At 59.0% G+C, this 13,579-nt stretch carries 10 protein-coding genes and 2 pseudogenes; 5 read left to right on the top strand and 7 right to left on the bottom strand.

Features of this window, described 5'->3' with window-relative positions:
- Positions 1–80: 80 nt before the first annotated feature.
- Together AC0L3S_RS37865 and AC0L3S_RS37860 are read left to right on the top strand one after the other, a co-directional pair.
- Positions 81–1,751, top strand: coding sequence for a site-specific integrase (locus tag AC0L3S_RS37865; protein ID WP_473284961.1), 1,671 nt, complete (start codon positions 81–83; stop codon positions 1,749–1,751).
- A 150-nt stretch (positions 1,752–1,901) separates the two neighbouring features.
- Positions 1,902–2,030, top strand: a pseudogene (locus tag AC0L3S_RS37860) (SOS response-associated peptidase); the annotation flags it as partial.
- 305 nt (positions 2,031–2,335) lie between these two features.
- On the opposite strand, the gene AC0L3S_RS37855 reads toward AC0L3S_RS37860, so the two are convergent.
- The gene (locus AC0L3S_RS37855; RefSeq protein WP_473284959.1) at positions 2,336–2,725 is read right to left on the bottom strand and encodes a response regulator; all 390 of its coding nucleotides are present in this window, start codon (positions 2,723–2,725) and stop codon (positions 2,336–2,338) included.
- A 14-nt stretch (positions 2,726–2,739) separates the two neighbouring features.
- Positions 2,740–3,783: pseudogene (locus AC0L3S_RS37850) on the bottom strand (sensor histidine kinase); the annotation flags it as partial.
- Positions 3,784–4,002: 219 nt separating this feature from the next.
- Between AC0L3S_RS37850 and AC0L3S_RS37845 the strand changes: the two are divergent.
- Entirely contained in the window at positions 4,003–5,112 is a 1,110-nt protein-coding gene (locus AC0L3S_RS37845; protein WP_473284957.1) for an HlyD family secretion protein, read from the top strand.
- Between the two features lie 268 nt (positions 5,113–5,380).
- Here the strand turns inward: AC0L3S_RS37845 and AC0L3S_RS37840 are convergent, their stop codons facing one another.
- From AC0L3S_RS37840 to AC0L3S_RS37830, 3 genes are all read right to left on the bottom strand, one after another.
- A complete protein-coding gene (locus AC0L3S_RS37840; RefSeq protein ID WP_473284955.1) occupies positions 5,381–6,436 on the bottom strand; it encodes an HAD family hydrolase in 1,056 nt (351 codons plus the stop codon).
- A gap of 1,053 nt (positions 6,437–7,489) precedes the next feature.
- Positions 7,490–8,677: a cation:proton antiporter gene (locus tag AC0L3S_RS37835; RefSeq protein WP_473284953.1), complete on the bottom strand. Its 1,188-nt coding sequence runs from the start codon at positions 8,675–8,677 to the stop codon at positions 7,490–7,492.
- Between the two features lie 103 nt (positions 8,678–8,780).
- On the bottom strand, positions 8,781–9,815 hold the full coding sequence (locus AC0L3S_RS37830) for a calcium:cation antiporter (protein WP_473284951.1): 1,035 nt from the start codon (positions 9,813–9,815) through the stop codon (positions 8,781–8,783).
- Between the two features lie 363 nt (positions 9,816–10,178).
- On the opposite strand from AC0L3S_RS37830, the gene AC0L3S_RS37825 reads away from it, so the two are divergent.
- Both AC0L3S_RS37825 and AC0L3S_RS37820 read left to right on the top strand, forming a co-directional pair.
- Entirely contained in the window at positions 10,179–11,081 is a 903-nt protein-coding gene (locus tag AC0L3S_RS37825) for a recombinase family protein (RefSeq protein WP_473284949.1), read from the top strand.
- Between the two features lie 484 nt (positions 11,082–11,565).
- Positions 11,566–11,739: a hypothetical protein gene (locus AC0L3S_RS37820; RefSeq protein ID WP_473284947.1), complete on the top strand. Its 174-nt coding sequence runs from the start codon at positions 11,566–11,568 to the stop codon at positions 11,737–11,739.
- Between the two features lie 279 nt (positions 11,740–12,018).
- Here AC0L3S_RS37820 and AC0L3S_RS37815 read toward each other — a convergent pair whose 3' ends face one another.
- Positions 12,019–12,510: a MarR family winged helix-turn-helix transcriptional regulator gene (locus AC0L3S_RS37815; protein WP_473284945.1), complete on the bottom strand. Its 492-nt coding sequence runs from the start codon at positions 12,508–12,510 to the stop codon at positions 12,019–12,021.
- A gap of 85 nt (positions 12,511–12,595) precedes the next feature.
- Positions 12,596–13,579 (bottom strand): porin (locus AC0L3S_RS37810; RefSeq protein ID WP_473284943.1); only part of this gene is annotated, 984 nt, incomplete at its 5' end.

Here is a 13,579-nt window from a genome sequence, read left to right as displayed (position 1 = left end):
CAGCCTCCATCCTTGGCACGGCGACGCGAATCTACTGCGAATCTATGATTGCGAACTTGTGACTCAGGACACTAGAGGCTATGGCAACCGTGCTCGACGTACGCCTACGGGCCTATGTCGGGCGCGGCTCGCCCGCCGATGAGCGGCTGCTTGCGGAACGTTGCGCCTTCGAAAACGAGGTGAGGCGGTATTTTACCCGGGCGCAAGAGCGGGGATATGCCTACCAGAAGCGTTTCCCGGAAATCCCGGGCCTGTGGGTCGATTTTGTCGACCAGAACAAGACGGCCGAGAGCACCATCACCCGCCTGACGGTTCGGCGCTCCTATGAGGCTGGCCGCAGTGAGGCCGGAGAGGCCTTCAAGGAAGGCTGGGAGCCGGTGCCGAACAATGCGCCCCTGCACCGGCCCGGGACATTCGACCCGATCGCCATGATCGATCGCCTCGTCCAGGACGCCGTAGGCCGGCGCATCGCCCAGCTCGCACCGAGCGGCCTCGCCCCGCTGGCGCCGACCATCATCCCAGCGGAAATCGGCGATTCCGATGAGCCGGTTAAGTCCAACGGCTTAACCGCAAAAGCACCTGACCGCATGTCCGCCCTGCTGCAAGAATTTCTGAGGCCCGCGGGGCGCAAGCGTCAGCACACCATGAAAGGACGCGGTGAAGCGGAGGCCGTCGTGCAGTTCGCGATCGACTTCCTCGGTGACCCTCGCATGAGCGAGCTCACCGAAGAGAGGTGGAAGGAACTCGACGAAGCTCTCCCGGACATTCCTAACCGCGACAAAATCCCGCGCGAGTTCGCCAAAACGCTATTCCAACGATTCAAATATGCCGAGACACGGGGTTGGAAAGACCTCGTGCGGGTCACCACCACGACGATCCAAAGCCGCTACTGGGGCGGCCTCTATAAGTTCGTCGATTTCGCCATCGAGCAGAAACTTTACGACGGGCCCCGACCCAAATTCGAATGTATCGATCCCGAAAATCTCGCCCCGCTCCCGCGAGACGCATTCGACGACACGGAGCTCCTCGCACTTTTGCAGCAGCCTCTCTTCACTGGCTGCAAAAATCGGCTTCACGTGTGGCAGACCGGTAGCTATTTTGTTCAGTCTCACATCTACTGGGGATTTCTGATCTGCATACTGACCGGCATGAGGCCGGGCGAGGTCGGCCAGCTCAAATGCGTCGATATCCGCACAGATGGGGCGTTTTATTATTTCGACCTCAGGCCATTCGATGCGCGGAGTGGGCGCGTCGCTCTAAAGGATCTCCGTAATCTGAAAACCAACGCTGCCGGTCGCGTAATCCCGATCCACCCCATTCTTATTGAGCTGGGCCTGCTCGATCGCATGCAGGATCTCATTGAAAAGAAAGAAGAGCGGCTTTTTCCCGAATGGGAAGGCTATGTCCGAAAAGACGGGAACGTGCGCTGGTCACAGCCTCTCAGTAAGTCCTGGCAATACGTTAAGAAGCTGCTCAAGCTGAGCCGGGCAGACCTGACCCTTTATAGCACCAGGCACTTGATGGCGGACTGGCTCGACAACGAAGCGATCGCGCAACGGACACGCGACCGAATCCTTGGCCACGCCAATGATGTCCGCGGTCGCTACGGTCGCAAGGGGGTTCTCGATCCGCAAATCGCCGCGAAAATCGAGGCGCTTGAGCCGCCTATCGTCAAGAAAATGAGAGAAATCTTGCTGGCGGCGAAGAACCGGGCGGACGCCGGAGAGCTGACTGCGCTACGGACCTACTAATTCGCACTCACCCTCGGACGATCACGGTCGACACGGCGGCCTGGTCGATTCTGTGGCCGGCCACCATGGGTGAGTGATTCCGGTAAGCCCTGTGATCTCGGCCGAGATGGGCTCCGACGGCTCGCTGAAGGCCGAGAACGTGTCCCGGCGCCGGACGAGGTGGAGACCTGGATGACTGCGACGGCCGACGAGGCGCTTAAGCTGGAGCGGCCGCTTCCGGACGGGGCGCTCCGGATCGTCGCCCGCGGCGTAAAGGAAGATCCCGGGTCTGCCGCTTAGGCTTCTGCACAAGCGTACGGAACAAGGTGGACCAGCCGGAAACCTCCGCCGAAAACGGGCGTGCCGTGATGATCGGACCGACATAGCTCAGCCGTTCATTTTAGGCGCACCAGCGAGGATGCGACGCCCGGGACGGCCCGGTATCGCATTTTGGCTCCGAGGGGATCCTGGCCAGCCCAGACGGGCGCAGCCGCAGCGCTTACACTCACGAACTGGGCGGGTCTCGGCCTGGCCGGTCAGGCCGTGCGCTCCGTCATCAGCCGTGCGTCGAGGTCTGGCGTCATCGACGACGAGGACGAGCGGCGTCAGGCGGCTTCTCCGAGCCGGCTATCGATCTCTTGCCGCAGCTTGGCGAAGTCGATCGGCTTGGTCAGCAACCCGTCCGCTCCGCGGTCCAGGGCGCTCTGCCGGGTCTGGGCATCGCCGTAGGCGGTGATCATGATCACGGGCACATCCGGCCGGCGGGCCCGGAGCTCGGGAAGCATCTCCAGTCCGCTCATGCCCGGCATGTTGATGTCGGGAAGTACGAGGACGAGCGAGGGATCGCAGGCCTCAGCGGCGCGTGCCAACGCCTCGGAGGCAGACTGCGCGAACTCCATTTCGAAGCGGCCGGACCGGAGGTCTCTCCGGAAGTGCTGGCGGAACAGGGTCTCGACGTCGGTCTCGTCGTCGACGACCAGTATGAACGCACTCATGGGGGCACTCCAATCTACGCAGCGAGCTTCCGTGGCAGCCGGATGATGAACTCCGTGAAGGACCCAAGCTCGGTCTCCACGTCGATGCTGCCGCCATGCTGCTTGACGACGATGTCGTGGCTGATCGACAGCCCCAGTCCGGTCCCTTCGCCCGCCGGCTTTGTGGTGAAGAAAGGCACGAACATCTTTGCCCGGACGTCGTCCGGAATTCGCGCCCCGTTGTCGCAGATACGGATTTCGACCGCATCGCCGAGGTCCGCCGTCGCGGCGCTCAAGGCCGGGGTGAAGCCGTCGCCCGTCTCGGACTTTCTCCGTAGCGCGGCATAGAAGCCGTTGGAGATCAGGTTGAGCAGCACCCGCGTGATCTCGCGCGGATACATGTCGGCCATCCCTGCGGTTGGTGCAAAGCGGCGCTCCACGTCGATGTCGAACCCGGTCTTCTCCGCCCGGGCACCGTGATATGCGAGGTTCAGGCTCTCCTCGACGATCGCATTCACGCCGGCGCAGTGATGCTCCCCGGAGCCTTCGTGCGAGTGCAGCAGCATGCTTCTCACGATCGAATCGGCGCGTATGCCGTGCTGCACGATCTTCTCGAAATTCCCTTTCAGCATCTCCGCGAGCTCGCTCAGCTCGTCCCTGGTCTTCCGGTCCACTTCGCCCGCGGCGAGCACATCGGTCATTTCCCCCAGCAGATCTCCCGAGAGGCTGGAGAAGTTGATGACGAAGTTCAGCGGGTTTTTGATTTCGTGCGCGATCCCGGCGGTGACCTGCCCGAGGGAAGCGAGCTTCTCGGTCTCGACGAGGCGATCCTGGGCGGCGCGCAATTCCTCGAGCGAGCGCGACAGTTCCACGGTTCTGGCCTGCAACTGGTCGAACAGGCGTACGTTCGCGATCGCGATCACGGCTTGGTCGGCGAAGGTCTGCAGCAAGTGGACTTGATGCTGGGCAAAGCTGCCCGGCTCCCTGCGGGTCACGCTGATCAGGCCGATGACCTCCTCGCCCTGCCACAGCGGGGTCAGCAGCAGGCTGCGGAAGCCCCGAGCTCGCCCGATCTCCCGGGCCCCAGCCGCGAGACCGATGATGGACATGCACGCCACGTGATGTGCCGATTCTGCATAGTCGGTCAGAGAAAAGGGTGTAATCCTTCCGACGGGTGCGCTTTGCCTCAGCTGCCCTAGCTTGCCTAGTTCCCTAAATCGAGCGTTGAACCTCGCAAGAATACGATCTGCAATCTGTCTGCTGAGATATGCCCCTCCACGGACTCGGGCCTCCTTATCATGCTCATCATTCTTTGCCTCTACTTCGTGGTTCTCTGGTTAGTGTTCGCAAGGTTCAAAATTGTCAGCTGGGGTTGGTTCAGCGGCACGATTTCACTACTCGTTGGCGGCTTGATCGTCGCAACGTTTTTGGCGCTCTTCAACTACCTTACCCCTTCCGGCCAGCTGACAGTGACCGGCCGCGTGGTGGAAGTAACGGCCAATGTATCGGGACAAATTATCGCGATTCCAGTTCGGCCGAACGTTCCGGTGAAGAAGGATGACATTCTTTTTCTGATCGAGCCGTCGCCATTCCAGTACAAGGTATCGCAGTTGCGGGCGTCGCTCGCGGGCGCGAAGCAACAGACCGCGATACTGAAATCCAATTACGACCAAGCCACAGCGAACGTGGCGGGACTGATGGCGCAGGCCGCTTACAACGAAAAGCGTCTTGCCGACATCGGAACGCTGGCGGCAGACATGGCAAACACACAATTCCAACTTCAGGACAAACAGGTCCAGTACGAGACCGTATCGGCGCAACTGGTCGCAGCTAAAGCTGCCCAGCAATCAGCCAAACTTGCGCTCGACTCGGAGATTGGCGGCGTCAATACCACAGTTGCCCAACTTGAAGCGCAGCTCGAAAACGCGATCTGGGAATTGTCGCAGACCTCCGTTCGCGCGCCGGCAGACGGATATGTCACGGTCGTCACCTTGACTGTTGGTGATCGAGCGCTCCAGGCGCGTTCGGCCATGTCATTCATTGTCGAGCAGGAAATCACGCTGGTTGGTCTCTTCCCGCAAAACGGCTTCGACACCGTCAAGCGGGGAGCCGAGGTCAAGATAGTCTTGGACAACCTGCCGGGGCGCATTTTTCACGCAAGGATCGTCGAGATTCCTAAAGGCATAGGTCAAGGTCAGGTTGCCGTCTCAGGAACGCTTGCTCGCACCAATGCGCTCGGTGGAGCAACGACATTTCCGGCCGTTATATCCATACCCGACGACATAAGCCGCGAGTCGCTGCGGCTGGGTATGTCAGGCAGCGCAACGACGTTTTCGGAAAAGGCCGGCGTGATAGGACTTCTTGCATCTATCCTCGTGTGGATCAGCTCCTACACCGCATACCTCTAGCCGGAGGCGACTTGACTACATTCTGGATGTACGTTGGGTCGAAGCGGACTACACGCGCTTTGTCGCGCTCGCATTGTAGCTTTTGGAACGCAAGCCTCGCGTAATCATCGCCAGAACCATCGCGGCGGCTCGCGCCGCCCAGAAAGTAGGGCCTTCAGTCCGCGTCGTCATGGCAGGGCTCATCGACCCACTTGGGGCGGGACTGATACAAAGTTTGGCGAGCCCCTTCACCGATGCGCTCGAACCAGGCAATACCGGGCTCATATGGCTATTCGAATGAGAAAATCTTCCTCCAGTCTTTCTGCATGCTGATGACCGTCCAGCTGTTCTTCTTCGCTTCCTCGTAGAGGGCCTGACTGAAGCTGCCAACCTTCGTAGCAGGTAGCCCCTGTGCGGGGCCGTATGCGTACTCACGCTTAGCATCGTCGTGCATAACCAGCATCATGAGACGAGCGCCCGTACCAGCGGCCGTGTATTCGAGCATTTCACGATCCCCGTCCGAATTGCCGAACGACGCCAGAGGCCGCCGACCTATCATCAGGTAGATACCTTCAGGCTTGCCAGCCCTGTCGTTGTTCAAGAGCAACTTGGGTTCTTTGGTCAGGAAGGGTTTGCCGTCCTTGTTGTAACCAAACTTCGTGCCTCCTGCCGTCCCGACGACCTGCTCGGGGGGGATGTCGTACACACGTTGACTGTAGCCGCGCACGAAATCCTGTCCGCCACCCGTGACGATATAGGTCTTGAAACCGTTGCTCCGCATATACTGCATGACTTCGAGCATCGGCTGGTAGATCAAATCGGTGTAAGGCCGTTTCCAGCGGGGGTCCTGGGCGGTCGTTATCCATTTGTTTGCCTCCGTGTTGAAATCTTCCACCGACATGCCCGTTAGTGTCGCAACAAGTATTTTCTCTAGGTCAGGCAAGGTCAATTTGGCGATTGCTTCGCGGTTACCGGAGAGAACCGTCTTGAAGGGCTCCACGTTCTTGAGCTTCGGGTCCTTCTCCACGACTGCCGGCACGCGGTCGAGACAGTACAGCACCTGCGAATAGATTGGGTGCTCCACCCACAACGTACCGTCTTGATCGAAGGTGGCGATGCGCTCCTCGGGCGGCACGAATTTCGCGCTGGAACGATCAGTGGTGTCGCGGACGAAACTAAGGATTGCCTGCTTTGCCGGTCCATCATTCCATGATGCCAAATCCCCAGCTGGCGTTTGGGCGGATGCGGCTAAGGGCAGCAGAGATCCGGATAAGGTAGGGAGCAATGCTAGTGCCGAAAGCAGTGTACGGCGGTCGAAGCCGGGACTCGATATTTTGTCGGACATGCTTGCTCTCTTTCTGCGCGAGGTCGGTGCTCAGAGCACGACCCCTTGCGGCAAGCCTGACGATCCGCTTCATCATTTACTATGCGTAATCGGCAGAAATGTCCGGTTTGCGTCTTGCGTACGCCCAGGAAATGCGCTTCGTCGCCGGCGTTCCCCGATCACGCAGCCTGTGCAAGATCGTCAATGCAATGGTCGCGAGCCTGTCACTTGCGCCAATTGACGATCACCACGACCCTCAACGAAGGGTCGGGAGATGCGTGTGCAGATTGTTCAAATTGATTCCTTGCCGTGCACAGGCTTGCAGCGTCTTTCGAGTTGCCCTTAGAAGGGCGGAGCGGCCGAATCGAGCAGTATGGATGTCCAGCTGAAAGGACCCGCTGTAACCTACATATCCGACAAATAGCTCTAAGAAACCATGATGGTGAAGTGCGCTTATCAGGTTTCTTGCCACGCCGGAATCTACGCCGACGTCATTCGCGCGTATTCGAGATATGGAGAATCTCCTCCAAGTTGAAGGGCTGTCTGGTTGCAGGCAAATTAGCCCCTCCCGTATCACTGCACCTAAAAAACATTCCACTTCTGGTTTAAGCAGTGAGGGCTCCCATCGCCTAATGATGCTGTGGTGCCCTTTGATATTCATCCATAAGGTGGACAAGACTTGGTGGGATGCTTGGGAAAGCGCGCCGCAGGAGAGATCGACCAACGGAAAACGTCTTGGTTCCGATTGAACAAGTAGACATTTGGCGCGATCAGACTGGTTGAGCAAAGTGCGTAGTCGGCTCTGAACGCTGGAGTAGCTGCGCTGCATTGTCGATGCGAGTTCCCCCCATGACGTTCCCTGAGAGGCCAGCTCGAGAAGCCGGTCATCGTCGCGACGAGTCCATCGTTTTCCGCCTCGAGCTCTGTCGGGGGTTGATACGTCCATACAATTCAGACCTCCAGAAGCTGCCGGATAAGCAGCTTTAAGAATTGCCAGATCGGACAAACTAGCTTCTTCCAGGCGAAATGACGACAGGTTCACATCGTCGCTGGTCAACTCGCCGGTGCAGGCCTTTAGTCGCGTCTGGGCGGCTCGTCTGGGCGCCTATGAAGAAGCTGCCCGGCGATCGTCGGGAACAGCAACACCGACAAAACCGCAGCTCCAACCAGCACGGAGCCCATCTGCTGGCTCATGGTTTTTGCACGAACGGCGATCTCCGTGATGACCACGACCAATGAAAGCGAGGCCACCGAACTATAAAGCGCAAACGGTATCCGTTCTGCGGGCTTCAGATCCCTGCGATACAGAAATACCGGCGCACCTCGCACCAGCAGAAAAAGGGCGAGTGCGACCGGTACTAGCAACATCGTGACGAGGCTACCGGTTATCGAGGCGAGATCGAATTTTATACCCGTGCCGACGAAAAAGAACGGAATGAACCAGCCGAAAAAGATGGCATCAATTTTCATCCGCGGTGCTTTTCCGTCCGGCCCTTGTGTACCCAATCCCACGACTAGTCCCGCAGCAAAGGCTCCCAATATGCTCTCGAACCCGAAGCGCTCCGACAGAACGAAGAAAGCGGCGAACAGTAGCAGGGTGATACGAACTGGAAGCTGGGAGCTTCCATGCATCGAGCGAGCCAGGAAGGCCACAACGCGGGGTGGTCTTAGTCCCAGGCTGATTGCGGCCGTCAAAACCACGACAACAAGGAATGCCACCAGGAAACCAAACTCCTGGAAAGTCGTGTACTGCTGGCTGAGCAGCAACGACATTGCGACAATCGGGCCCAATTCGCCCATTGTCCCTGCGGCAATGAAAAAACGCCCGAACGGTGTGTCGAGTTGATTGGCATCGCGCAAAATGGGTAGCAGCGTACCCAGCGCGGTTGTGGCAAGGGCCAATGCCACGATCATAGGATCATGGAGCGAACTCGCACGGAGGACGGCTGCCGCTGACACCCCAAGCAATACCGACATTCCCCATCCGCCTACCGCAAGCAACAAGGGCCGGCCCCGAATTCTCTCCAACTCAAGCTCCATGCCTGCCATGAAGAGCGTCGCCGCCATGCCGAAGGCGAACATAGAGGCCAAGACGCCGTCGAATCGTACCCAGCCAAGAACTTGCGGGCCAATGATGACGCCTAACACGACTTCCAGCACTACCGCTGGAATGCGAAATCCGATCGGAAGCTCAGCAAGCAGCGGTCCGGCGACCGCCATGACCAGAACCAGAAGGACAGGCGAATGAGTGTCAGCCAACATCCAAGGTCCTAACGATTGTTCACCTTGCCAGGCGATAGCGGCCACGAAAAGGCGTCGCTCTGCATTGATCGAATGGAGGAGGGATCGGAAGGACTGCGTTTCATCATGGCACCACGGCGAAAAATATATACGCGGCAAACATGACGAGATGCACGACTCCCTGAAGCACCGTTGTTCGACCCGTGCTTAAGGTGATGACGCCGAGAAGCAAGGTCAGGGCGAGAAGCCCCTGCTCCTTGGCTTCCAGTCCAAGCTCCAGACGGTATCCGAGCACAATTGAAACTGCCGCTACCGCGGGAATCGTGAGACCGATGGTGGCGAGCGCCGAGCCGAGCGCCAAGTTCAGGCTGGTCTGCAATCTGTCGTTTCGCGCCGCCTTGATTGCTGCTCCCGCTTCCGGCAGCAGAACCAGCAGAGCGATGACGATGCCGACGACGGATTCCGGCACCTGGAGATAACTTATTCCCCGCTCGATCGGGGGCGTCAGAATCTTGCCGAGAGCGACCACAGCGGTAAGCGAAACCAGTAGAAGCCCTGCGCTCAGCGCGGTCGTTCTATTGTCGGGCAGCGCTACATGGTCCTCGTTGCTCGGTGGCTTGACTGGCAGAAAATAATGACGGTGGCGTACCGTCTGGATGAAGACGAAAGCGAAGTAAAGCACCAGCGATACAAGTCCTGCGAAGATGAGTTGCGGCGTGTTGTACAGGGGGCCGAGTTCCTGCGCCGCGAGATTCGGAAGAATCATCGTCAGGCCGGTGAGCGCGACGAGAACCGCCATGGCGGCACTGGCACCCTGAGCCTGGAATCCCTGCTCATGGTGACGAATGCCGCCCCACAATAGACACGCGCCTACGATGCCATTGCACACGATCATGACGGCAGCGAAGACCGTGTCACGAGCTAACGCCGCTTTTTCGGCCGGCGCTCCGACCATAACCGAAACGATCAGGGCCGTTTCAATCACTGTTACAGCCAAGGCAAGAACAAGTGTTCCATACGGCTCACCAACACGGTGGGCAACCACCTCGGCGTGGTAAACGGCTGCAAAAACGGTGCACAGCAACACGGGTCCGGCGAGTCCACCGACGATGACCCCGGTACCGATGATGGGGATCATCAGGAACAGCAGCCACGCCATCACGGGCCAAGCCCAACTCCACCGCGGCGTAGCTGCTACGGTCATGACGCTCGGCCCGCATCAGAAAGCAACATCGGCATGTGGGTTGAGCAAGGCATCTGCTGGTGGTTGCTCTGGCTTTGGCAGCTAACACCCATCCGGTTCTCCGCCGCGCCCTTGGGCTTTACTGGATCGTGATTGATTCTTCCACGACCCACTATGCAGTTTCGGCTGAGACGTCCGATCGCGTCATACTCGTGCTAGTGCTCCCAATGCGCGCTCGGCTCGTCCAGACGCCACATGTTGCACCAGCGATCGGAACCCGCTCGATAAGCCTTGCGGCCGGCCACATTTCGCCCGACTTTCTGCTCTCGAGATAAACTGATGATGGAAAATGGCTTCACTCCTATGACGATCACACAGAGCAAGAAAATTTCCGCGTGTCCGAGCTGGCTCGAACTGAGCGAGGACCGCAGAAGCTTCGTCTATCTCGAGGATCGAGCCGAGATAATTCGAAAGATCTTTGAACTTTCGATTGGCGGGTTGGGCAGCTACGCAATAGCGAACTTTCTGGAGAAACAGGGCATTCCCCCGTTCGGATCATCGCCCAAATGGGACCACACCACGATCGATAGCATGCTCCGCAACCGCGCCGTCTTAGGAGAGTATCAGCCGAAGAGTTATGCCGGCGGCCGAAGCAAGGGAATTCCGAATGGTCCGCCCGTGCCGGACTACTATCCGGCCGTGATAGACGAAGATACCTTCCAAAAAGCTCAGGCCGCCCGGCAGCAAAATTTGATGACCAGCCGCGGGCGAAAGGGAAATGATCTAGCAAACCTGTTCGATGGACTTACCACATGCGCTTACTGCGGGAGCGAAGTCCGGTTTCTTAGTAGTCACCCTTATAAGAGCCTGGTCTGTGCGAAGGTGCTTGACGAAAACGGGTGCACGCGGACGGCATGGTCCTACCAGGATTTCGAAGCAAACGTTCTACAGTTTTTGGCCCACCCTGCGCTCCTGGACGCAGCGGAGCTTTCGCGGCAGGACGAGCTTCGAAATCTCGTTGAAGACATCGTCCGTTTGGGCGACGCTGGCGACCTCTACGTCGCTCGTTACTCCATTGCCTTAAGTCTCAGAAAGATCGTGACGCAGCTGGCGCTTTCAAGCAGCGGGTCTGCCCCGGGGAATCGTCTGGCGGATGCAGCTGTTCGACGCGACGTCAAAGGACGATTCTTCGAGCTGCGTTTGTGGGGCGGTGACATCTACAAGGGCATCTCAACTACCTGAGTTGAGGCTTGTGTCTGCAAGACGGTTTCTATCGGTTTGATGAGGTCAGAAGCGACCGACGATGCGAAAGACTATGGCTCGAACTGAAGGCCTTATTTCGTTCTGATCGGCCCACCTTCCGCAATCGTCGAGGCGGACTCACGCATGCCGGCGAGCTTAGCTGCCTGAGCGTGCTCGCACCCGCCTTCTGTGCCTCGCGGATGATGGGGAGCACATTCGCAGCGTAGCGGTCGGCCTCGGCCTTTACGACTTCCACAGCTCCCTTGCGGGCCACGCGGAGCTTAGGGTTGCCCAGTGTAACCCCGCGGGCGTTCGCAGCGGATAGGGCTTGCCGGGTGCGGGTGGAGATCAGCGCACGCTCCTTCTCGGCCAGGGCGGCGAACAGGTGCAGGACGAACGGCTCAACGTCGGGCTCAAGCTCAGCGACCATGAAAGCGACCTTGTGGGCCCATTAGCCCGCAGATGAAGTGTACATCACGGCTACGTGACACCTGAGCTTCCGCGCTGCGGCCAAGGCGGCCTTGAGCTGCGGCCTGCGGTCGAGCGCGTCGGCGCCCTTGCCCGTCTCAACCTCAACGAACTCGCGGGCCATTTCGTATTCCTCGGAGGACGCGAAGTGAGCCAGGGTCTGCCGCTAGGCTTCGATGCCCAGGCCTGAGCGACCTTGAGCAGAGGTGGACACGCGGATGTAGGTGATGAGCGGAGCCGATGGCACGTCGAGGTTCTCCAGAGCTGGTCTGTAAAGAAACTATACGTCCAGTTTGATTATGGACAACGTAGATAAGGAAATCCAGCGATTCCGTTTTGCATAGGTGCTCGCAAGGCCGATTAAGCCAGCAGTTACCGCTCCCGACCACGTGGCCCCAATTGGCGCGAGCACATCAGCATAAATCAATGACATCCCACTCGCAGCTTTCAATTGCTTCACGCGTTTCCTCTACTCGTTAAGCCGCAACTTCAAACGGCAGCGCAGAAGGCAGTTTTCGAGGTCCTGCAATAGTTCGATGGTCCGTGATGTGCCGAGTTCGCCGAAGGCGTCTTTGAGTGAGGCATCCACAACCTTCCTTGTCTCGACAAGCTGCTCAAATTGATTTCGGGCTTTGGTAGTAAGTGAAAGGTGGACCATCCTCCTGTCAGAGATCGAGCTTCGCTTCCGCAGCAGTCCTCGATCGGACAAAATCTTGCATTGCGTAGTGACGAACGCGGAGTCTACGTGGAGCAGTTCTGCAATCGATTTCACCGGCACACCAACTCTGCCATCCACATCTGAGATGACGGCGAGAATACTCCATTGCGGGACCGTCACCTGCAGCTTGTCCGCCCAAACCGCCTGAACATCCGTTAGAGACGCGCTCAAGGATCGAACTAATCTGCTTATTCGCTCGAACGCAGCGGGCCTTGGTGGCTCGTCGGTCGATCCCCGTGCCATTGAAGCCTCCAGAGTCAGCACTAACGAAAGAACCCCCGGCAGTTTCCTGCCGAGGGCCTTTGGAGGTCAGGTCGTTAGACCGAACTTACCAGTTGCGCTGAGCGCGGAGGAGCAGAACGACCGAGTCCTGATCCTTGAGCTCGTAGGTCGCGACCGGCTTGGCGGGGATCGCCACGACAGCAGCCGGGGTCACGATGCCAGCGTATTTCTGGTCGAGGTGGGTCCAGGCAACGTCAGCCGAGAACGTCAGGTTCTTGACCGGGGTCCAGCGGGTGATGAGACCCACCTGTCCGATCGCGAAGTCCGGGTTACACGAGGTCACGCCGGCAAACCCACCACCGATGATGCCGCCACCAGCACCGCCAGCGCCGCAGAGCGTGGTCTTGGCGAGGCTGCCGAACTGAGCCTGAGCGTAGGCACCGTAGATCGCGGTGTTCCAGTATGGATCCCAGTTATGGGTGTAAGCACCGCGGAAGCCCCAGGTCTTGATCGTTTCCTGCTGGCTGCCCGTGACGTACACGGTGTCGGGAGCCGAGGCGATGCCGAGGCTGCCATAGGCAACGTTCGAGCCGCCCCACATCGTGTAGGAGCTACCCGCGAGGTTCTGGAAGTTGTAGCGGGTTGCGCCGTCCGTGTAGACGCCCGAAATGTTGATCACGTCACCCGCACCAGTCGGGATGTTCTTGATCGACAGAGCGAGTTGAACCGCCCAACCCCACTTGTCGTCGGGGTGGCCAGTCGGCTCGGACGCGCCGTAGTAACCGACGTGGTTGTCATGCGCGGCCACTGACGCCTGGAAAAGGCCCCAGGCCTGGTCGACACGCACCATACCAACGAGGTTCGGTGAGCGAGTGCCGCCGATGGCATTGGAGCCGTAGGCAGCACCGAGCGTGCCGGCCGCAGTCGCGCCGGACATGTTCAGGTTGCCGGCCTGATAGTACGAGGAGACGTCTTCAGCCGAGAACGACGCCGTCACGCCCTGACCGAAGTCAGCGGTGTAGGTGAACTGGTTGACACCAGTGACCGTGCCGGAACCGCCGACGAGGCTGTCGAAGTTGTTGCCGGGATA

It is taken from the genome of Bradyrhizobium sp. Ken01 (assembly GCF_055807355.1).
The sequence above is the reverse complement of the archived record's forward strand: the minus strand, read 5'-3'. Positions and strand labels throughout refer to the sequence as shown.